We start from the raw sequence: 19885 nt of genomic DNA, 5'->3' as shown, positions 1-19885 counted from the left end.
GTAACAACAACACTCCATCAACCGAAGGAGTGGTCCATGTCTTTGTCAGTCAAAACCTACGCGATTCTTCTCATCGCATCTATCACCTCTGGAATGTTTGCCGCACCCGCTGCCCGTGCAGACGGTGTCATCAACTGCGAGAACTGCGCGGATCCCCGGCAGGCCGCCATCGCTTCGGGCGTCGGCTTGACTGTCGTCGTTGATGTGTCCGGCAAGAAGCTGCTTGCCTACGATGTCGAGTACGACCGCGAGTTGAAGCGCTACCGGGCGCTGCCCGTACCCGTACCCGACGATATCAGCAACTCCTTCCACCGCCTGCTTCGCCTGATGGAAGCCGCCCGGGAATCGGCCGAGCAGTTGCCGCCGCAAGCGCGCGGGCGCAGCGTCATTGTTCCGGTACATCCCGATGATCCGAGTAATACCAATGGAATCACGTTTCCAGATGCCTTCAAATCGTTGACGGCCTCCGACGTCGTGATCTCGACCGATCACCGAAAGGGGCTAGAGGCGGGAATCGGCACCGCATTCTGCGGGGCTGACACCCGCTATCCCGTATGGAACGCTTTGGCTCCCACGATGACCTCCATCATCATGAGCGTTGGAAGCCGGCTGACCGGCGTTGAAAGCGTTACGTATGTGATCACGTGGCGGGACGGGTCCACCACACGACTGGTGATTTCTACGGATGCAGTGGATCTGGCCAAGTATCAGAACGGTCACAGCAAGGATGCCGAGGGCAACCCCATCCCCGATCGGGCCGCGTCGGATCCTGAAACGGGACCCGATTTCGCGGGCGCGTATACTTTCAGCGACGAGCAGACGCTGAACAATTGGCTCAATGCCGCCTACGTCTCTGGCGTTCCCGTGCACGTTGCGGATCGCACCCTGCCGGTAACCATCATCTGCCGATGGAACGGCCGGACATTGGAATGCGAAGTGCCGCGATAGCGCTGGAAGAGACGTACGCGTGCTGCGTGGTCCGATGTGGCTCCTGTGGTCCGATGTGGCTCCTGAGGATGAGGCAGGAGTGGGGTCGATTCCCGAACGACTACCGATTGCAAAGATCGGCGCCGTGGCGCATGGACATGGAACGGAGTGAGGCGCGCGGTCTATCCTTGCTACGGGAAAAGCCGGTGCGCCGGCGATGCCTGCACCTGCTTCGATCAGTTCAATGCGTTATCGAACGTGGAAATTTTCACGGCGGTTGTTTGGGAACCAACCCTACCGGCGTGGCTCGTTGCCCTGTGCTTTTTCCTTGGCCTCCTGCCTACTTTCAAAGGCGAGCCGGGGCGGGTTTGCGGGGGCTTTGCGAAACATGGATGTTTCGCAAGAGCCTCCAGGGACGGATTCACGGCGCCCCCCCCGCAAACCCGCACCGGCTCGCCAACTCCGGCAAACCGGTGCCCAACGGCTGTTCGCCCAGATGCATGAAGCTACCGGGCGCAGCCCGGTACCCAGGTACACCATGCAATCAGACACCCCAAAAGCAATCGGGGCCCCAATAGGACCCCGATGCTCTGGTCGGTACGGCGAGAAGCCGCCTCAGCGCAGGCCGGTTTCGTTACGGGCGATGACCAGGCGCTGGATTTCCGAGGTGCCTTCGTAGATCTCGGTGATCTTGGCATCACGGAAGTAACGCTCCAGTGGCATTTCCTTGGAGTAACCCATGCCGCCGTGGATCTGCACGGCCTGGTGGGTGATCCACATCGCCGCTTCCGACGCGGTCAGCTTGGCGATGGCCGCTTCGTTGCTGAAACGCTTGCCCTGGCCCTTCACCCATGCCGCGCGCAGGGTCAGCAGCAGTGCTGCGTCCAGCTTGCACTTCATGTCGGCGATCTTGGCCTGGGTCATCTGGAACGTGCCGATCGCCGCGCCGAAGGCCTTGCGGTCCTTCACGTATTCGATCGTGGCCTCATAGGCCGCACGTGCGATACCGATTGCCTGCGACGCGATGCCGATGCGGCCGGCGTCCAGCACGCCCATCGCGATCTTGAAGCCCTCGCCTTCCTTGCCCACCACGTCGTCGGCCGCCGCCACGTAATCCTGGAACTCGATCTCGCAGGTGGCCGAGGCGCGGATGCCGAGCTTCGGCTCGGTCTTGCCGCGGTGGAAGCCGGCCTTGTCGGTGTCGATCATGAACGCAGTGATGCCACGCGCACCCTGCTCCGGGTCGGTCATGGCAAACAGCACGATGTACCTGGCCACCGGACCGGAGGTGATCCAGCTCTTCTTGCCGTTGATCACATAGGTGCCGTCAGCCTGCCTGACCGCGCGGCAACGCATGGCCGTGGCGTCCGAACCGGACTGCGGCTCGGTCAACGCGAACGCGCCGATGGCCTCGCCCTCGGCGATGGCGCGCACGTACTTCTGCTTCTGCGCCTCGCTGCCGTGGGTCAGGATGCCGTTGCAGAACAGCGAGTTGTTGACCGACATGATGGTCGAATGCGCGGCGTCGCCCGCGGCAACCTCCACCATCGCCAGCACGTAGGCAATCGGGTCCATGCCCGCGCCGCCGTACTCGGCCGGCACTTCGATGCCCATCAGGCCGTTTTCGCCCAGCAGGCGGATGTTGTCCAGCGGGAACTCGCCGGTACGGTCATGGTGCTCGGCGCTCGGCGCGATCTTTTCCTGCGCGATGCGGCGCGCAACGTCCTGCAGCATCAGCTGCTCTTCGGTGAAACTGAAATCCACGAAACCCTCCCAGGAACATGTCGATATGGCCGCGCCGGGCGCGTCCAGGTGCGGCGATTGTACCGGGGGCCACCCAATCCGGGCTGACTTGACCGCGAAGGCGCCAAAGGACGAAAATATCTCTATATCGCGATAGGTAGATATTTATGGATCTCGAGGACTGGTCGGTCCGGCTGAAAGTGTTCGCCGACGCCACCCGCGTGCGCCTGTTGGCGCTGCTGGAGCAGGAAGAACTCACCGTGGCCGAGCTGTCGGCCATCACCACCCTGGCCCAGCCGCGGGTGTCGACCCACCTGGCCCGCCTCAAGGAAGCCGGCCTGGTGCGCGACCGGCGCGCAGGCGTGTCGGCGTACTACCGCTTCGACGATGCCGCGCTGGACCCGGCCCAACGCGCATTGTGGCACGCCCTGAGCACCGGCAGCGACGACCCGCTGCTGCGCCAGGATGCTGAACGCGTGGCCAGCGTGCTGGCCAGCCGCGCCGCCGACCAGAACTGGGCCGACAGCGTGGCCGGCGACATGGAACGCCATTACTCGCCGGGCCGCACCTGGGAAGCGCTGGCGCGCACCGCGCTGCCGCTGCTGGAAACCGGGGACGTGCTCGATATCGCCTCCGGCGATGGCGTGCTGGCGGAACTGGTGGCCCCGCATGCCAAGCGCTACGTCTGCATCGACACCAGCGCCCGCGTCGTGGCCGCCGCCAGCGAACGCCTGCGCCGCCTGGCCAACGTGGAAGTGCGCGAGGGCGACATGCATGCCCTGCCCTTCAAGGACCGCAGCTTCGACCTGGTGGTGCTTATGCATGCACTGACCTACGCCGCCAAGCCGGCCCAGGCCGTGGCCGAAGGCGCGCGCGTGCTGCGCTCCGGTGGCCGCCTGCTGCTCTGCAGCCTGGCCCGCCACGAGCACAAGGCCGCCGTCGAGGCCTATGGCCACGTCAACCTGGGTTTCTCGGACAAGGAACTCCGCAAATTCGCCGAGAAGGCCGGGCTGGTGGTCTCCAGCCTGGAAACGGTGACCCGCGAAAAGCGTCCGCCGCATTTTGAAGTCATTTCGCTGATTGCCAGCAAGCCCTGAGGTTTCCCCGCGATGTCCCTGCCCTGGCTGCACCCCGATCGTGTCCGCGCCCTCGAAGACGCGCTGGCCCAGCGCATCCTGATCATCGACGGTGCGATGGGCACCATGATCCAGCGGCACGGGCTGGAGGAAGGCGATTACCGCGGGGAACGCTTCGCCGGTGGCTTCGACCACCAGCACGGCGCCGGCTGCGACCACGGCACGCCGGAAGGCCACGATCTCAAGGGCAACAACGACCTGCTGCTGCTGACCCGCCCGGCGGTGATCGCGGAGATCCACACCGCCTACCTGCTGGCCGGGGCCGACCTCATCGAAACCAACACCTTCAATGCCACCTCGGTAAGCCAGGCCGATTACCACCTGGAACACCTGGTGTACGAGTTGAACAAGGCCGGCGCTGCCGTCGCGCGCGCCTGCTGCGATGCGGTCGAGGCCAACACCCCGGATAAACCGCGTTTCGTCATCGGGGTGTTGGGGCCGACCAGCCGCACCGCCTCGATCAGCCCCGACGTGAACGATCCCGGTTTCCGCAACACCAGCTTCGATGCGCTGCGCGAGACCTACCGCGAGGCCATCGATGGCCTGATCGACGGCGGTGCCGACACCCTGATGGTGGAAACCATCTTCGACACGCTCAATGCCAAGGCCGCGCTGTTCGCCATCGAAGAAGCCTTCGATGCGCGCGGCGCGCGCCTGCCGATCATGATCTCCGGCACCATCACCGATGCCTCCGGGCGCACCCTGTCGGGCCAGACCGCCGACGCCTTCCACACGTCGCTCGCCCACGCGCGTCCCCTGTCGATCGGCCTGAACTGCGCGCTCGGCGCCGACGCGATGCGACCGCACGTGGAAACCCTGAGCCAGGTGGCCGACTGTTACGTCAGCGCCCACCCCAACGCCGGGCTGCCCAACGCCTTCGGTGAGTACGACGAGACCCCGGACGAAATGGCCGCCACGCTGCGCGGTTTCGCCGAGGACGGCCTGCTCAACCTGGTCGGCGGCTGCTGCGGCTCCACCCCCGACCACATCCGTGCCATCGCCCAGGCCGTGGCCGGCCTGCGGCCGCGCGCACTGCCCGGCGCGCAGGAGCAGGCGGCATGAACGCCCCAACGCGCCACACCCGGCTGTCCGGGCTGGAACCGCTGGTCATCACCCCGGACCTGCTGTTCGTCAACATCGGCGAGCGCACCAACGTCACCGGCAGCGCGCAGTTCCGCAAGCTGGTCAAGGAAGAACGCTACGAAGAAGCGGTGGAAGTGGCCCGCCAGCAGGTCGCCAGCGGCGCGCAGATCCTCGACGTCAACATGGACGAGGGCCTGATCGATTCCGAGAAGGCGATGACCCGCTATCTCAACCTGATCATGTCCGAGCCGGATATCGCGCGCATCCCGGTGATGGTCGATTCGTCCAAGTGGAGCGTGATCGAAGCCGGGCTGAAGTGCCTGCAGGGCAAGAGCGTGGTCAATTCGATCTCGCTCAAGGAAGGCGAGGCGCTGTTCATCGAACACGCACGCAAGGTGCTGCGCTACGGTGCGGCCGCGGTGGTGATGGCCTTCGACGAGCAGGGCCAGGCCGATACCTGCGCGCGCAAAGTGGAAATCTGCACCCGTGCCTACCGGATCCTGGTCGACCAGGTCGGCTTCCCGCCCCAGGACATCATCTTCGACCCGAACATCTTCGCCGTGGCCACCGGCATCGAAGAGCACGACAACTACGCGGTGGATTTCATCGAAGCCACCCGCATCATCAAGCGCACACTGCCGCATTGCCATGTGTCCGGTGGCGTGTCCAACGTGTCGTTCTCGTTCCGTGGCAACGAAACGGTGCGCCAGGCCATCCACGCGGTGTTCCTGTACCACGCCATCGCGGCGGGCATGGACATGGGCATCGTCAACGCCGGCGCCATGCCGATCTACGACGACCTGGATGCCGAACTGCGCGAGCGCGTGGAGGACGTGATCCTCAACCGCCGTCCGGATGGCACCGAACGCCTGCTCGAGATCGCCGAGCGCTACAAGGGCAGGAAGGGCGAGATCAAGGGCGAAGACCTGGCCTGGCGCGAAAAGCCGATCGACGCGCGCCTGGCGCATGCGCTGGTGCACGGCCTGGATGCCTGGGTCGAAGCCGATACCGAGGAGGCACGGATCCGTTCCAGCCGCCCGCTGGACGTGATCGAAGGACCGCTGATGGACGGCATGAACGTGGTCGGCGACCTGTTCGGCGCCGGCAAGATGTTCCTGCCGCAGGTGGTCAAATCCGCGCGCGTGATGAAGAAGGCGGTGGCCTACCTGCTGCCCTTCATCGAAGCCGAAAAGGCGCGCAGCGGCGATACCGCCAAGAGCAACGGCAAGATCATCATGGCCACGGTGAAGGGTGATGTGCATGACATCGGCAAGAACATCGTCGGCGTGGTGCTCGCGTGCAACAACTTCGAGGTGATCGACCTCGGCGTGATGGTGCCGGCGCAGAAGATCCTGGACGCGGCCCGCGCCGAGAACGCCGACATCATCGGCCTGTCCGGGTTGATCACCCCGTCGCTGGAAGAAATGAGCCACGTGGCCCGCGAGATGGAGCGGCAGGGCTTCACCCTGCCCTTGATGATCGGCGGCGCCACCACCTCGCGCGCGCACACCGCGCTGAAGATCGACCCGCATTACAAGGCGCCCACGGTGTGGGTGAAGGATGCCTCGCGGGCAGTGGGCGTGGCCCAGTCGCTGATCTCCAGCGAACTGCGCGAGGCCTTCGTGGCCGCCAACGAGGCCGACTACGCCGACATCCGCCAGCGCCACCGCAACCGCGGCGATGCCAAACGCCTGGTGACCCTGGCCAAGGCCCGCGCGCAGCGTTTCGACGGCAACTGGGCGCAGTACCAGCCGCCGGCCCCGCGCAGGCCGGGCCTGCACGTGCTGGATGACTACCCGCTGGCCGATCTGGTGGGGGTGATCGACTGGACCCCGTTTTTCCAGGCCTGGGAACTGGCCGGCAAGTACCCGGCCATCCTCACCGACGAGATCGTGGGCACCCAGGCCAGCGAGCTGTACCGCGATGCGCGCGCGATGCTCAAGCGCATCGTCGACGAGCGTTGGCTGACCGCCAAGGCGGTGTTCGGACTGTGGCCGGCCAACAGCGTGGGCGACGATGTGCACCTGACCACCGAGGATGGCCCGGCCGTACTGCACTTCCTGCGCCAGCAGGTGGACAAGCCGGTGGAGCGCCCGGACTTCTGCCTGGCTGATTTCATCGCGCCGGCCGACAGCGGCCGCCAGGACTGGATCGGCGCGTTCGCGGTCACCGCCGGGATCGGGATCGACCCGCACGTGGCCCGCTTCGAGGCCGACCATGACGACTACAACGCGATCCTGCTCAAGGCGCTGGCCGACCGCCTGGCCGAAGCCCTGGCCGAGCGCCTGCACCAGCATGTGCGCACTGATTACTGGGGCTACCAGCCGGACGAGGCACTGGACAACGACGCGCTGATTGCCGAGCAGTACAGCGGCATCCGCCCGGCGCCGGGCTACCCCGCTTGCCCCGAGCACAGCGAAAAAGCCACGCTGTTCCGCCTGCTCGATGCGGAAAACAACGCGGACATGCAGCTGACCGAGAGCTTTGCGATGCTGCCCACGGCGGCGGTGTCCGGCTATTACTTCAGCCACCCGCAGAGCCAGTATTTCGTGGTCGGCCGGGTCACCCGCGAGCAGGTCGGCGATTACGCCAAACGCAAGGGCGTGGAACGCGCGCAGGTCGAACGCTGGCTGGCCTCCAACCTGGATTACGATCCGGAATGAACGCGGTTCCGGTCGCCCGCCTCTCCAGCTACTACCTGTTCTACTACGCGGCGCTCGGCGCATTCACCCCGTACTGGTCGCTGTTCCTGACCGCGCGCGGGATGAGCGTGACCGCGATCAGCGTCATGATGGGGATCTGGTACGCCACCCGCATCGTGGCACCCACGACGTGGACCTCGATTGCCGCCGCCTCGCCGCACCCGATCCGCTGGCTGCGCGTGGGCAGCGTGCTGACCCTGCTCACCTTCTGCGCGTTCCTGCTGCCGCTGCCCCTGCCGTGGATGTACCCGGCCATGGTGGTGTTCTGCTTCTTCTACAACGCGGTGATGCCGCAATTCGAATCGATCACCCTCACCCACCTGGGCAACGACAGCCACCGCTACGGGCTGATCCGGGTGTGGGGCTCGCTGGGCTTCATCGCGGTGGTGATGGGCTTTGGCTGGCTGATCGAAGGCAGCGGCGGTGCCGGCAACGCGCACATGCTGCCGTGGCTGATGCTGCCGCTGTTCGCGTTGCTGGTGGGCTCGGCGTTTGCCAATTACTACGCGCGCGATTTCCATCGCGCGGATGGTGATGCCAGCGGCTTCTGGCAGATCGTGCGCAAACCGCAGGTGCTGGCGTTCTTCCTGGCCGCGTTCATGGAACAGCTGTCGTTCGGGCCGTACTACACGTTCTTTTCGGTCTACATGGATCACCACGGCTATGCGACCTCCACGCTGGGGCTGCTGTGGACGATCGGCGTGGTGTTCGAGGTCGGCGTGTTCTTCACCATCGGCCGCTTCTTCCGCCGCTATGACGCCAGCTGGATGCTGCTGATCGCCTTGGTCAGCTCCACCCTGCGCTGGACCGTCACCGCACTGTTCCCGGACCACCTGGGGGTGATGCTGGTGGCGCAGACCGCGCATGCGCTGGGATTTGCGGCCTTCTTCGCGGCGGCCATGCAGATGCTGGCGACCTACTTCCCGGGCCGGCTCAACGGGCACGGCCAGGGGCTGCTGTATGGCTTCTCGTCAGGCGTCGGCGGCGTGCTCGGCGCGTTGATCGCCGGCCAGCTGTGGAACATCGACCAGGGCCGCACCGCATTCCTGGCCGGCGCGGGGTTCGCATTCGCCGGCGCACTGCTGTGCTTCTTCGCGATCAGCCTGCCACTGTTGCGCAAACCAAGGCGCGTTTCCGCCTGAGGTTCCTGCGTCAATGCAGAGATGGGCGTTATCGGCCCTACCGCACCGCTTGCAGGTGGCTGCGGAAACCGGGCAACAAGACGCGGTTGCCGTACCCGCTCAGGTGATCGGCGTCGAAATACAGCGGCCTGCCGTCTGCATCGGGCCTGCACACGTCGCCCGGGCACAACGCCGGTAATGGATCCCACACGCTTGCACCCGGCAACGCGGCGGCAACCTGACGCAGGCTGTCCAGCACCGGCGCGCGCATTGCCTCCACCTGCGCGCGCGGAATCTGCATGCCATTGACGCAGATCGGGTTGTGGCGGTTGAACGCATCCGAGCAGCGGTACGGCGGTGCAGGCAGCACCGGCTTGGGCGCTTCCAGCACGATCCGCACGCCGCGTTCGGCCAGGGGACGCAGCTGTTCGATCGAGGCGATTACTTCGGCCGCCCGCCCTTCCACCGCAGCCGGGCTCGCCAGATCGGCGGCGACCTGGGCCGCATCGAACAGCTGGTACTGCTCGGCCAGGCGCGGAATGCGCAGCCCGGGCAGGAACAGCACGTCACCGGCACGCGCGGCAGCCTGGATATCCTCCAGCACGTTACGGGTGTACACCTCGCATCCCGGGTTCGGACCGCGCCAGGCCTGCATGCCCACCAGCGCGCAACCGCCACTGCCGTACAGGCGAACCTGCCCGCCGTCCTGCACCACCTTGCGCCGCAGCAGCTCGTTATAGACCAGGGCGTGCGAATCGCCGGCCACGAACAGCACGTCCGCCGCCCCGCTGCCGCCCTTGCACTCGCCCCGCCGCAGCAGCCGCGCCTGTCCCCCGGCGACCGGAATGCTGGACTCGACCACGCGGCAGTCGGGTACTTCCTTCTTCAGCCCCTTCGCATACGGGTACCAGTCCAGTGGATGCCGGCTGACCGTACTGAACGAAATGTGCCGCTGCTGCTTGACCAGCACCGACTGCAGGCCGGCGCCCAGTACCAGTACGGCCAACCCCAGCAGTACCCAGCGCCCGTTGGTCCGGGGGCCGCGCGAGCCATGCCGCAGCGGCTGCTCCACCCAGCGCCAGGACAGCCACGCCAGCGCGAACACCAGCGCCACCGCGCACGCCCCGGCCAGCACGGTTTCCAGCCCCACGGTCCAGCGGAACAGCACGAACACCGGCCAATGCCACAGGTACAGCGAGTAGGAGAGCTTGCCGACCCAGACCATCGGCGGGCTGGCCAGCGCGCGCCCGGTCCAGCCCTGCGGATGTCGCTGCAGCAGCCCCAGCAGCACCACCGTGGAGAGCACCGGCCACAGCCCGTCCGGCCACGGCGAGTGGCCCGGTCGCGCCGCCCACAACCCGTAGCCCAGCCCCGCCACCGCCAGCAGCAGCAAAGGCGAACGCCACGACAGTCCACGCGCCAGCGGCGCCGCATCGAAACGACCGGCCAGCGTCATTGCCTGGTACAGCAGCACGCCAGCACCGAGCTGCCAGAACCGCGTGGTGGTGACGTAGAACGCCTGGATCTCCTGCCCGCCCTGCCCGACCAGCCGCAGCGCGTAGGCCAGCGACGCGACGGTAGCGACGGCGAACAAACCCAGCGACAGTACGCGCGCCCGCCCGCCCCGCGACCACGCCAGGAACAACAGCGGGAACAGCAGGTAGAACTGCTCCTCCACGCCCAGCGACCAGGTGTGGGTGTACGGATTGAATTCGGTGCGCGGCGAGAAGTAGTCGTTGCCGGTGGCGGCCAGCACCCAGTTGCTCAGCCCGAAGAATGCGCGGCGGCCAGTCTTGTCGCTGGTTTCGCTGAGCCAGGATTCTGGAATGAACAGCGCACTGAACAGCGCGGTGACCAGCAGGCACACCACCAGCGCCGGCACGATCCGGCGGATGCGGCGCGCGTAGAAACGCAGCAGGCCCTGCCAGCCGCCGAGCGCCGGCAGGCGATCGACCGAGGCGCTGACCACGAAGCCGGAGATCACGAAAAACACATCCACACCGGTGAAGCCACCGGGCAGCCAGCTCGCCTTGAGGTGGTACAGGATGACCGACAACACGGCGACCGCACGCAGGCCGTCGATATGCGGGACGTAGGTTTGTCGCACTTGGCTTTCCTGCATGCACACTCCTTTGCCGCACGACCAACGGTCGTGCGCTACCGCATTCAACCCGTCAGGTAGGTATCGACCGTCGGTCGATACCCGCTTTTTTTTACCAGACCAGGTCGTCAGGTACCTGGTAGGCCGGATCGGCGTACGGGTCGTCTTCGGCCGGGGCGTTGGGGTCCACGCGCAGTGCCACGGCCGGGGCGAAGATCGCTTCGGCTTCGTCCAGCACCGCTGCGGTCACCAGCAGGTAGCGGCCGGTGCTCTGCAGCACGCCCAGTTCGCCGGCGTTGAGCTGACGCAGCTGCTCGGCGGTGACATAGATCCGCTTGATCTTGCCGCCATACGGGAAGTGCCGCGCGATGTCGGCCGCTTCATCGTTGAGCGCCTTGTCCTTGAGCAGCTCGTCGAGCTTGACCTTGGCTTCGCGGCGCACGCGCGCCTCTTCCTGCTTCAGCCGCTCGGCTTCGATCCGGTCGTCTTTTTCCTTCTGCGCGCGGATCGCGTAGGCCTTGGCCAGGTCGATGTCCTCGCGCGAGCGCGGCTTGCCCTGGCCGGGGTTCTGGCCCTGGCCGGGACGTGCGTTGCCGCCGGGGCGGCCCTTGCCCTGGGGGCCACGACGGGCATCGCCATCGCGCGGCCCACGGGCGCCCTCACCGGCCTTGGCCTGCGGTCGGGCACCCTGCGGCGCGTTGGAGGGCCGGCCATCGCGGCGGGCGTCGGGCTTGCGTTCGGGCTTGGGCGCGGCTTTGAAGCCAAGGCCCAGCAGCTGGTCGCGGAGGGTATCGCTCATGACGTTGGGTCGATCAGTAGTGCGGGGGCGGCGGTTCTTCGCCCGAATCGGAATACAGCGCGTTGCGGACCTTGCCCAGGTCCTCCAGCAGCAGGCGGGTCAGGTCCGCGTTGCGGCTGCCCTCGATGCGGGCATCGGCCAGGGCTTCGCTCAGCTCGGCCAAGGCCTGTTCCTGGAAGGACACCCGCATTTCAAGTTCGACCAGGCGCGCTTCCAGCGCCTGCTCACGCGCGGTGGGAGTGGAATCATGCATGCAGCGAACGTCCCCGGCCAATGCCGTAATAGGCCAGGCCCGCGGCTTCGATCTCCTGCGGGTCGTACAGGTTGCGACCGTCGAACACGACGGCGTCTTTCAGCGTGTCACGCAGGTGGGCGAAATCCGGGCTGCGGAACTGCTTCCATTCGGTGACCACCACCAGCGCATCGGCGCCATCCAGCGCGTCATTGGCGCTGTCGCAGAACACCAGGTCGTCGCGCTCGCCGAAGATGCGGCGGGCCTCGTCGGTGGCTTCCGGGTCGTACGCGCGGACGGTGGCACCGCCCTCCCACAGCTGTGCCAGCAGGCGGCGGCTGGAGGCTTCGCGCATGTCGTCGGTGTTCGGCTTGAAGGCCAGGCCCCACACCGCGAAGGTGCGGCCGCGCACGCCCTCATCCTCGCCACGGTCGTAGTGGCGCTGGATCAGCTGGAACAGGTGCCCCTTCTGCGCATCGTTGACCGCTTCCACCGCATTGAGCAGCTTGGGCTCATGCCCGTACTGCTGCGCGGTGCGGGCCAGCGCCTGCACGTCCTTGGGGAAACACGAGCCGCCGTAACCGGCGCCCGGGTAGATGAAGTGCCAGCCGATGCGCGGGTCCGAGCCGATGCCCTGGCGGACCTGTTCGACATCGGCACCGACCTTCTCGGCGATGTTGGCGATTTCGTTCATGAACGAAATCTTCGTCGCCAGCATGGCGTTGGCGGCGTACTTGGTCAGCTCGGCCGAGCGCACGTCCATTTCCACCACGCGGTCGTGGTTGCGGTTGAACGGCGCATACAGGCGGCGCATCAGCGCCACCGACTCGGCATTGGCCGCGCCGATCACGATACGGTCCGGCCGCATGCAGTCGGCCACAGCGTCGCCTTCCTTGAGGAATTCGGGGTTGGAGACCACGTCGAAGGCGATCTCCTCGCCGCGCTCGGCCAGCGCCTGGGCGATGGCGGCACGGACCTTGTCGGCCGTGCCTACCGGCACGGTCGACTTGTTCACCACCACGGTCGGCACACGCATGTGCCGGCCGATGGTGCGGGCCACGGCCAGCACGTACTGCAGGTCGGCGCTGCCGTCCTCGTCCGGTGGCGTGCCCACGGCAATGAAGATCACCTGGCCATGCGCGATCGCCGCCTCGGCGTCGGTGGTGAAGGCCAGCCGCAACGCGGCATGGTTGGCCTTGACCATCGGCTCCAGGCCCGGCTCATAGATCGGGATGACGCCGCGGTTGAGGCCATCCACCTTGGCCTGGTCGATATCGACGCAGACCACCTGGTGGCCGACATCGGCCAGGCAGGTACCCGTGACCAGACCGACGTAGCCGGTACCGAAGATTGAGACGCGCATGTCCGTGTTGACTCCAGTTCCGTTTTACGGAGCAATGCCCAGCAGTTCGACGTCGAAGGTCAGCGTCGCGTTCGGACCGATCGGACCGCCCGGGGTGCCCTGCTCGCCATACGCCAGCTCGCCCGGGATCCAGAAGCGGTACTTGGCGCCGACCGGCATCAGCTGCACGCCTTCCGACCAGCCCTTGACCACCTGGTCCAGGCCGAACTCGATCGGCTGGCCACGCTGGATGCTGCTGTCGAAGACGGTGCCGTCGAGCAGCTTGCCTTCGTAATGCACCTTGACCTTGCTGGTGGGGAGCGGGCGCTCGCCCGAACCGGGACGGATCACCTGATACTGCAGGCCCGACGCGGTGGTGACCACGCCCGGCACGGTCTTGTTCTTGGCCATGAAGTCATTGCCGGCGCGGCGGTTGGTCTCGCCCTGGGCGGCGGCCTTGGCCTGCATTTCCGCCTGCTGGGCGGCCATGAAGCCTTCCATCGTGGCCTGGGCCTGTTCGGCGGTCATCTTCGGGGTGCCCTTGGCGAACGCGGTCTGCACGGCGTCGAACAGCGCGTCCAGGTCGACCTGGTCCTTCAACGGCGCCAGCGACGGGCCCACGGCATAGCTGCCCAGCATCAGGCCGACCTGTTCACGGTCCACCTTCGGCGGCTCGGTGCCCGGGGCCATGCCCGGAACCGGCTGGCCGGCCTTGACGGCCATCGCCATGCGCAGCGCCTGGTCGGTCTTCTGCGCCTGTTCCTGGGTGATCAGCGGCTGCTTGCCTTCGAAGGCGTTGGTCACCGCGCGGCGCAGGGCCGCGATGTCGATCTGGTCGGCAATCGGCTCGAAGGACTTGGCCACGTCCATACCAATGGCGTAGCCGACTTTTTCACGCTGGGAGGTCAAAGCAGAAGTCTCCTTGGCGGCCGCGCCTGCGGCCGGTTGTTGCGACATCACGGTACCGGTGGCACCCATCGCCAGAATCAGAACCGACGCCGCAGCGCCGCGCATTCCCATCTTCATTTGCTGCTTTCCTGGAAGTGACTGGACGCCGACGTCGGCGCGAAAGCGATCATTGTCGCACGCACGTGCGAGATGTCGAGGATGTCAGCGCTTTGCAGGCGCAACGGACAGCTCACGTTCGATTGCCGCCACCAGTTCCTTGTCGTCCGGCTTGACCTTGCTGGAGAACTGCGCCACCACCCGGCCATCGCGCGACAGCAGGTATTTGTGGAAGTTCCAGCCGGGCGCAACGCCGGTGGCGGCGGTCAGGCGCTGGTACAGCGGCGTGGCGTCGGTGCCGGTGACCTGCACTTTCTGGAACATCGGGAACTTCACGCCATAGGTAAGCGTGCAGAACTCCTGGATCTCCTTCTCGCTGCCCGGCTCCTGGCCCTTGAAATCATTGGACGGGAAGCCCAGCACCGAGAAGCCGCGCGCGGCGTATCGGGTCTGCAGCCCTTCCAGCGCCTCGTATTGCGGGGTGAAGCCGCACTTGCTGGCGGTATTGACCACCAGCAGCACCTTGCCGCCGTACTGCTTCTCCAGGTTCACCTCGGTCTTGCCGGCCAGCGGCCGGTAGTTGAGGTCAAGCAGATCCGCGGCCTGGGCGGACCCGGCGCCCAGCATCCCGACCAGCAGCAGCCCACTGCCCCAGCGGCGGGCGCGCGCCCGGGTGGCGTGGAACGGGGAAGTCGCGCGGTGGGACTGGGGCATTGGAAACTCCGGTAAAGAGGCTGGAAAACCCTGTCCTGCAGGGGAAGGCGGACTATATCACCGGGGGTTTCAGTGCGCGGTTGACGTACATGGCCGTCACGCGGCTGAATACCTGCAGACTGATCCCGGCGCACCGCGGCACCATCAATCGCTTGATAATCAATGTGTTAACGCGATCGCGCCGCCATCGTCATGCCCCTGCCATCAGTTGGGGTGTGTCGGGTATTGCACTTGGCTGTGCCGGTGTTATAGTTGCATACAACACCAGTCACCTGATGCAGGGGAAGCCCATGAACCGCATGCGCCACCACTCCGCCAAAGCCCTGACAGCCGCGTCCGCGCTGCTGTTGCTGGGCTGGTTCAGCATCCCTGCCGGTGACCGTGGCAGCGAGACCGCCACCGGTGCGTTTGAAAGCCCGCAGGACGCAGGCGTCATCCAGGCAGGGAACGCCGACGGCGCCCCCACGCCTCCCCGCCGGCTGCACAGCTCCCTGTCCATGCCTTACTTCTCATTCGCACAGTCGCTGAACCCACGGAGCTGACCATGAGCGATATCCAATGGAGCGATGGTGCTCCGATCTACCGTCAGCTGAAAGAACGCGTGATTGCCATGATGCTCGACAGCATCATCAAGCCCGGCGACGCGCTGCCTTCGGTCCGACAGGTGGCCGCCGAGTACCAGCTCAATCCCATCACCGTTTCGCGCGCCTACCAGGAACTGGCCGATGAAGGCCTGGTCGAGAAGCGCCGCGGCCTGGGCATGTTCATGACCGAAGAAGCGGCCACGCAGCTGCGCAGCAGCGAGCGCGACCGGTTCCTCAATGAAGAATGGCCGCTGGTCCTGGAGCGCATCCAGCGCCTGGGCCTGCGCCTCGACGAATTGCTGCCCCAGGGGAAATCCTCATGAATGCCGTTGCTAGTGATGTCGTCATTTCCGCTCGTGGCCTGCGCAAGGCCTACAAATCCACGCTCGCGCTGGACAACACCAGCTTCACCATCGCCCCGGGCCGGATCACCGGCCTGATCGGCCCCAACGGCGCGGGCAAGACCACCCTGCTCAAGGCGCTGCTGGGCCTGACCCAGGTCGAGGGGGAGCTGAGCGTGCTGGGCCTGGACCCGACCGTGCAGCGCAACGCGCTGATGAATGATGTGTGCTTCATCGCCGACGTGGCGGTGCTGCCGCGCTGGATGAAGGTGCGCGAGGCGATCGATTTCGTCGCCGGGGTCCACCCGCGCTTCGATCGTGCCCGCTGCGAACGCTTCCTGGCCTCCACCAAGCTGCAGCCGCGCCAGCGCGTACGTGAACTGTCCAAGGGCATGATCGTGCAGCTGCACCTGGCGCTGGTGATGGCCATCGACGCCAAGGTGCTGGTGCTGGACGAGCCCACCCTGGGCCTGGACATCCTGTACCGCAAGGAGTTCTACCAGCGCCTGCTGGAAGACTACTTCGACGAGCAGAAAACGATCATCGTGACGACCCACCAGGTGGAAGAGATCGAACACATCCTCACCGACGTGATGTTCATCCGCGACGGCCGCATCGTGCTCACCACCGACATGGAAGACGTCGGCGAGCGCTACACCGAAGTGCTGGTGTCGGCCGAAACGCTGGAAGCGGCGCGTGCGCTGAAGCCGATCGACGAGCGCAGCCTGCCGTTCGGCAAGACCGTGCTGCTGTTCGACGGGGTGCCGCGCGCCCAGCTCACGCCGCTTGGCGAAATCCGCAGCCCGGGGCTGGCGGATCTGTTCGTGGCCATCATGAAGGGAACCTACGCATGAACACCGTCCACTTCCACCCCATCAGCAAGGCCAGCACCTTCAAGTGGCTGCTCAAGCGCGAGTACTGGGAAAACCGCGGCGGTTTCCTGTGGGCACCGCTGATCGCCGGCGGCATTTCGCTGGTGATGAGCCTGATCGGCATCCTGCTCGGCCTGTGGGGCCTGCGCCGCGCGGCCGAGAGCGGTGACCTGCACATCGACAACACCAACATCAACGTCAACGGCCTGGACCTGAAGCTGCTGACCGCCCACATGGATGCCAAGGCCATGGCCGACCTGGGCAACACCCTGGACGCCACCCTGGTACTCAGCTCGCTGTGGCCGTTCGTGGTGCTGGCCTTCGTGGTGTTCTTCTACTGCCTGGGCGCCCTCTACGACGACCGCCGCGACCGCAGCATCCTGTTCTGGAAGTCGCTGCCGCTGTCGGACACGCAGACCGTGCTGTCCAAGGCGCTGAGCGCGCTGCTGGTGGCCCCGGTGATCGCGGTGATCGCATCGGTGCTGACCATGTTCGGCTTCATGGCGATCCTCTCGGTGGTGGTGCTGGCCCATGGCGGCAACCCGTTGACCCTGATCTGGGGCCCGGCCAGCCCGCTGGCGTTCGTGGCCAGCCACCTGTCCTGGCTGCCGGTGTACCTGCTGTGGGCCCTGCCGACCGTGGGCTGGCTGCTGATGTGGTCGGCGTGGGCCAAGTCCAAGCCGTTCCTGTGGGCCGTCATGCTGCCGCTGTTTGCCGGCATCATCGTCAGCACCACCCACGTCATGAATCTGTTCAACATGACCAGCGGCTGGTTCTGGCAGCACATCGTCGGCCGCCTGCTGCTGGGCACGCTGCCGGGCAGCGACCTGTTCTACCGCACCGACCAGCTGCAGTCGGTGATGCGCGACAGCGACAACGTGGCCGCGGCGCTGTCGCCGGCCAGCCAGCTGGCCGCGCTCGCCCTGCCCGAGCTGTGGATCGGCGCTGCCTTCGGCGTCGCGTTCATCATCATCGCCATCCGCCTGCGCCGCCGCGCCGGCGAAATCTGATCCCGCCCCCTTCGAGGACCCGCCCATGATCCGCAAGCTCGTCGTCGCTTCCCTGCTGTTGCTGCCGCTGACCGCACTGGCCGATGAACCGCAGTGCCGGTTCAACGCCCCGCGTGACCTCAAGCTCGACGTCGCCGGCGCGAAGGCCGTGGTGTTCGAAGTGAACCAGCACGACCTGGTGCTGCAGGCCGGCCCGGGCGCAGCCCAGCTCAGTGGCCGCGCCTGCGCCTCCAATGCGGACTGGTTGGGCCAGCTGACCGTGACCCAGAAGAAGGTCGGCGACAAGCTGGTGGTGCAGCTGCAGCGCGAAAACCAGGGCCTGAACTGGAACACGGGCGGCAGCAACTACGCCTACCTGGACCTGCGCGGCACGATCCCGGCCAATGTGCTGGTGCAGATGAAGGTCGGCTCGGGCGATGCCAGCGTGACCGGGGCGCATTCGCTCAGCGCCGATGTCGGCTCGGGTGACATCAAGCTGCGCGACATCAAGGGCCTGGTGACGGCGGCGATCGGCTCGGGCGATGTGGAGCTCGACGGTGCCGGTGCGCTGAACCTGCTGTCGATCGGCTCGGGCGATTTCACCGCCCGCAACCTGCGCGGCAACGCCACGGTCGGCACGATCGGCTCGGGCGACCTCACCCTGGACGGGGTCGCCGGCAATGTCGATATCAAGACGGTCGGTTCGGGCGATGTGGACCTGCGCCAGGTCAAGGGCAACGTCAGCCTGGGCAACATCGGTTCGGGCGATTTCGAAGCCCGCGCGGTGGGCGGCAGCGTCAAGGTCGAGCGGCACGGCTCGGGCGACGTGACGGTCCGCGATGTAGCCGGCGACCTGACAGTGACCAACAGTGGCAGCGGCGACATCAACCACAGCGACGTGCGCGGCAAGCTGCAGCTGCCGCGCGGCAAATAAGGGGACCCCACCATGAACATGCGACTGCTGCTGCCCACCCTGCTGCTGTGCCTGCCGTTGGCGGCCTGCAGCAACACGGATTCAAACAAGACCGACCCGGCCACGGGCAAGCCGGTGGTGGATGCCGATTCGATCGGCAAGAAGGTGAAGGACGCCACGGACAAGGCGCGGGTGGAAATCGCCCAGGGCAACATCAAGATTTCCAACGACCAGAACGACAAGGCCGAGATCACCCCTCAGGGCGACCTGCTGATCAACGGCAAGGCGGTCACCATCGATGCCCAGCAGCGGGCGCTGCTGCTGGACTACCGCAGGCAGGTGGAAAAGCTGGCCGGCGCAGGCATGGACATCGGCGTGGCCGGTGCCAGCCTGGGCGTGAAGGCCGCTGGCGAAGCGCTGCGCGGGGTGTTCTCCGGCGACACGCAGGGCATCGAGGAGCGGGTGAATGCGGAAGCGGCCAAGATCGAAGCCAGCGCCAAGCAGCTGTGCGAGCTGCTGCCGACGATGATGGCCAAGCAGCAGGCGCTGGCGGCGGCGCTGCCGGCGTTCAAGCCTTACGCCACCATGGACCAGAGCGACGTCGACGACTGCCATAACTGAGCCGTCGCCACCTGCGACATCCGGTCGCAGGCAGGCCCGCTGCACGGGGGGAGGGCTACACTAGCCCTCCCCTTTTTTATGCACTGCCGGCCATGAAGAAGCTGTACCTCCTGCTGTTGGCCCTGTTCTGCCTTGCCGCTACCGGCTGCGACCAGGAATACCGCAACCACCGCGCCGAGCGCGGCAAGCCGAAGATCACCGTCAGCGACGGCATGGTCACCGTGCGCCGCGCGCCGGCGCCGAACATCATCGTGCTGCCCAACGGCCACATGAAGATCGACGAGATCGAAATTCCGCTCGACGACAGCCAGCACGCGCTGCTGCAGCAGATGTTCGGCCAGCTGCAGGTATTGCGCCAGAACACGCTCACCGATGCCCCGTACGACCCGGACAAGCGCGCGGTGAAGATCCAGGTGCCGCCGGGCATGCAGCCGATCCCGCCGGATCTGGTCACGCGTGTTCCGCAGTTCAAGGATTACACCGAGACGTTCGACAATTTGATGGCGGATCGGCGGTAAGCGCCAACTTCCACGTCAAATGCAAAAGCTCTGGCCTGCAGGATTCTGCGCGCAGGGCCGGCGGCTGCGGGGGTACGGGGGGCGCCGTGAACCCATCCATGGGGGCTCTTGCGAAACATCCATGTTTCGCAAAGCCCCCGTA

Annotated in this window: 19 protein-coding genes; 12 read left to right on the top strand and 7 right to left on the bottom strand. The window is 66.2% G+C overall.

Annotated elements, in window-relative coordinates; all coding sequences use genetic code 11:
• The first annotated feature begins 36 nt into the window (after positions 1–36).
• Entirely contained in the window at positions 37–948 is a 912-nt protein-coding gene (locus ACQG3P_RS10980) for a hypothetical protein (protein WP_426805054.1), read from the top strand.
• A gap of 594 nt (positions 949–1542) precedes the next feature.
• Here ACQG3P_RS10980 and ACQG3P_RS10975 read toward each other — a convergent pair.
• Positions 1543–2718, bottom strand: coding sequence for an acyl-CoA dehydrogenase family protein (locus tag ACQG3P_RS10975; protein ID WP_426805118.1), 1176 nt, complete (start codon positions 2716–2718; stop codon positions 1543–1545).
• A gap of 119 nt (positions 2719–2837) precedes the next feature.
• Between ACQG3P_RS10975 and ACQG3P_RS10970 the strand changes: the two genes are divergently transcribed.
• The 4 genes from ACQG3P_RS10970 to ACQG3P_RS10955 are packed head-to-tail and all read left to right on the top strand — an operon-like array spanning position 2838 to position 8733.
• Positions 2838–3767 carry an ArsR/SmtB family transcription factor gene (locus tag ACQG3P_RS10970; protein WP_068852932.1) on the top strand — a complete coding sequence of 310 codons (930 nt, stop codon included), beginning with the start codon at positions 2838–2840 and terminating at the stop codon, positions 3765–3767.
• Between the two features lie 12 nt (positions 3768–3779).
• Entirely contained in the window at positions 3780–4868 is a 1089-nt protein-coding gene (locus tag ACQG3P_RS10965) for a homocysteine S-methyltransferase family protein (protein WP_426805053.1), read from the top strand.
• Positions 4865–7552 (top strand): methionine synthase, encoded by a 2688-nt coding sequence (gene metH / locus ACQG3P_RS10960; RefSeq protein WP_426805052.1) that lies wholly within the window; start codon positions 4865–4867, stop codon positions 7550–7552. The genes ACQG3P_RS10965 and metH overlap by 4 nt, the downstream gene beginning before the upstream one ends.
• Positions 7549–8733: an MFS transporter gene (locus ACQG3P_RS10955; RefSeq protein WP_426805051.1), complete on the top strand. Its 1185-nt coding sequence runs from the start codon at positions 7549–7551 to the stop codon at positions 8731–8733. The genes metH and ACQG3P_RS10955 overlap by 4 nt, the downstream gene beginning before the upstream one ends.
• A 37-nt stretch (positions 8734–8770) precedes the next feature.
• Here ACQG3P_RS10955 and ACQG3P_RS10950 read toward each other — a convergent pair whose 3' ends face one another.
• The 6 genes from ACQG3P_RS10950 to ACQG3P_RS10925 form a co-directional block, all read right to left on the bottom strand.
• Entirely contained in the window at positions 8771–10834 is a 2064-nt protein-coding gene (locus ACQG3P_RS10950) for an acyltransferase family protein (protein WP_426805050.1), read from the bottom strand.
• A 91-nt stretch (positions 10835–10925) separates the two neighbouring features.
• Positions 10926–11612, bottom strand: coding sequence for a DUF2058 family protein (locus tag ACQG3P_RS10945; protein WP_426805049.1), 687 nt, complete (start codon positions 11610–11612; stop codon positions 10926–10928).
• 13 nt (positions 11613–11625) lie between these two features.
• Positions 11626–11865, bottom strand: coding sequence for a SlyX family protein (locus ACQG3P_RS10940; RefSeq protein WP_068852947.1), 240 nt, complete (start codon positions 11863–11865; stop codon positions 11626–11628).
• Complete coding sequence (locus ACQG3P_RS10935; protein ID WP_068852950.1) at positions 11858–13207, bottom strand: UDP-glucose dehydrogenase family protein; 1350 nt, start codon at positions 13205–13207, stop codon at positions 11858–11860. Before ACQG3P_RS10935 ends, ACQG3P_RS10940 begins: the two co-directional genes overlap by 8 nt.
• A gap of 24 nt (positions 13208–13231) precedes the next feature.
• The gene (locus ACQG3P_RS10930) at positions 13232–14212 is read right to left on the bottom strand and encodes an FKBP-type peptidyl-prolyl cis-trans isomerase (protein ID WP_217536114.1); all 981 of its coding nucleotides are present in this window, start codon (positions 14210–14212) and stop codon (positions 13232–13234) included.
• A gap of 84 nt (positions 14213–14296) precedes the next feature.
• Positions 14297–14818, bottom strand: coding sequence for a glutathione peroxidase (locus tag ACQG3P_RS10925; RefSeq protein WP_068854696.1), 522 nt, complete (start codon positions 14816–14818; stop codon positions 14297–14299).
• A gap of 86 nt (positions 14819–14904) precedes the next feature.
• On the opposite strand from ACQG3P_RS10925, the gene ACQG3P_RS10920 reads away from it, so the two are divergent.
• The 7 genes from ACQG3P_RS10920 (at position 14905) to ACQG3P_RS10890 (ending at position 19743) form a co-directional block, all read left to right on the top strand.
• Entirely contained in the window at positions 14905–15447 is a 543-nt protein-coding gene (locus ACQG3P_RS10920; protein WP_426805048.1) for a hypothetical protein, read from the top strand.
• A 2-nt stretch (positions 15448–15449) separates the two neighbouring features.
• Positions 15450–15812: a GntR family transcriptional regulator gene (locus ACQG3P_RS10915; RefSeq protein ID WP_068852958.1), complete on the top strand. Its 363-nt coding sequence runs from the start codon at positions 15450–15452 to the stop codon at positions 15810–15812.
• Positions 15809–16684 carry an ABC transporter ATP-binding protein gene (locus ACQG3P_RS10910; protein ID WP_093532528.1) on the top strand — a complete coding sequence of 292 codons (876 nt, stop codon included), beginning with the start codon at positions 15809–15811 and terminating at the stop codon, positions 16682–16684. Before ACQG3P_RS10915 ends, ACQG3P_RS10910 begins: the two co-directional genes overlap by 4 nt.
• Positions 16681–17712 (top strand): hypothetical protein, encoded by a 1032-nt coding sequence (locus tag ACQG3P_RS10905; RefSeq protein ID WP_093532527.1) that lies wholly within the window; start codon positions 16681–16683, stop codon positions 17710–17712. Before ACQG3P_RS10910 ends, ACQG3P_RS10905 begins: the two co-directional genes overlap by 4 nt.
• 25 nt (positions 17713–17737) lie before the next feature.
• The gene (locus ACQG3P_RS10900; protein WP_426805047.1) at positions 17738–18625 is read left to right on the top strand and encodes a DUF4097 family beta strand repeat-containing protein; all 888 of its coding nucleotides are present in this window, start codon (positions 17738–17740) and stop codon (positions 18623–18625) included.
• 12 nt (positions 18626–18637) lie between these two features.
• The gene (locus tag ACQG3P_RS10895; protein ID WP_217536128.1) at positions 18638–19225 is read left to right on the top strand and encodes a DUF2884 family protein; all 588 of its coding nucleotides are present in this window, start codon (positions 18638–18640) and stop codon (positions 19223–19225) included.
• Between the two features lie 92 nt (positions 19226–19317).
• Positions 19318–19743, top strand: coding sequence for a hypothetical protein (locus tag ACQG3P_RS10890; RefSeq protein WP_068852972.1), 426 nt, complete (start codon positions 19318–19320; stop codon positions 19741–19743).
• Positions 19744–19885: the final 142 nt, after the last annotated feature.

Origin of the sequence: Stenotrophomonas sp. SrG, from assembly GCF_050031795.1 — a bacterium.
GTDB classification, from domain to species: Bacteria; Pseudomonadota; Gammaproteobacteria; order Xanthomonadales; family Xanthomonadaceae; genus Stenotrophomonas; species Stenotrophomonas rhizophila_A.
This window is presented reverse-complemented; position numbering and strand designations above follow the sequence as displayed.

Bases quoted from the DNA above. Each gene is read 5' to 3' on its own strand.
- ACQG3P_RS10955 (WP_426805051.1), top strand. From the start codon at position 7,549: ATGAACGCGGTTCCGGTCGCCCGCCTCTCCAGCTACTACCTGTTCTAC.
- ACQG3P_RS10940 (WP_068852947.1), bottom strand. From the start codon at position 11,865: ATGCATGATTCCACTCCCACCGCGCGTGAGCAGGCGCTGGAAGCGCGC.
- ACQG3P_RS10935 (WP_068852950.1), bottom strand. From the start codon at position 13,207: ATGCGCGTCTCAATCTTCGGTACCGGCTACGTCGGTCTGGTCACGGGT.
- ACQG3P_RS10930 (WP_217536114.1), bottom strand. From the start codon at position 14,212: ATGAAGATGGGAATGCGCGGCGCTGCGGCGTCGGTTCTGATTCTGGCG.
- ACQG3P_RS10900 (WP_426805047.1), top strand. From the start codon at position 17,738: ATGATCCGCAAGCTCGTCGTCGCTTCCCTGCTGTTGCTGCCGCTGACC.
- ACQG3P_RS10910 (WP_093532528.1), top strand. From the start codon at position 15,809: ATGAATGCCGTTGCTAGTGATGTCGTCATTTCCGCTCGTGGCCTGCGC.
- ACQG3P_RS10895 (WP_217536128.1), top strand. From the start codon at position 18,638: ATGAACATGCGACTGCTGCTGCCCACCCTGCTGCTGTGCCTGCCGTTG.
- ACQG3P_RS10970 (WP_068852932.1), top strand. From the start codon at position 2,838: ATGGATCTCGAGGACTGGTCGGTCCGGCTGAAAGTGTTCGCCGACGCC.
- ACQG3P_RS10905 (WP_093532527.1), top strand. From the start codon at position 16,681: ATGAACACCGTCCACTTCCACCCCATCAGCAAGGCCAGCACCTTCAAG.
- ACQG3P_RS10925 (WP_068854696.1), bottom strand. From the start codon at position 14,818: ATGCTGGGCGCCGGGTCCGCCCAGGCCGCGGATCTGCTTGACCTCAAC.
- ACQG3P_RS10965 (WP_426805053.1), top strand. From the start codon at position 3,780: ATGTCCCTGCCCTGGCTGCACCCCGATCGTGTCCGCGCCCTCGAAGAC.
- ACQG3P_RS10945 (WP_426805049.1), bottom strand. From the start codon at position 11,612: ATGAGCGATACCCTCCGCGACCAGCTGCTGGGCCTTGGCTTCAAAGCC.
- ACQG3P_RS10980 (WP_426805054.1), top strand. From the start codon at position 37: ATGTCTTTGTCAGTCAAAACCTACGCGATTCTTCTCATCGCATCTATC.
- metH (WP_426805052.1), top strand. From the start codon at position 4,865: ATGAACGCCCCAACGCGCCACACCCGGCTGTCCGGGCTGGAACCGCTG.
- ACQG3P_RS10890 (WP_068852972.1), top strand. From the start codon at position 19,318: ATGAAGAAGCTGTACCTCCTGCTGTTGGCCCTGTTCTGCCTTGCCGCT.
- ACQG3P_RS10950 (WP_426805050.1), bottom strand. From the start codon at position 10,834: ATGCAGGAAAGCCAAGTGCGACAAACCTACGTCCCGCATATCGACGGC.
- ACQG3P_RS10915 (WP_068852958.1), top strand. From the start codon at position 15,450: ATGAGCGATATCCAATGGAGCGATGGTGCTCCGATCTACCGTCAGCTG.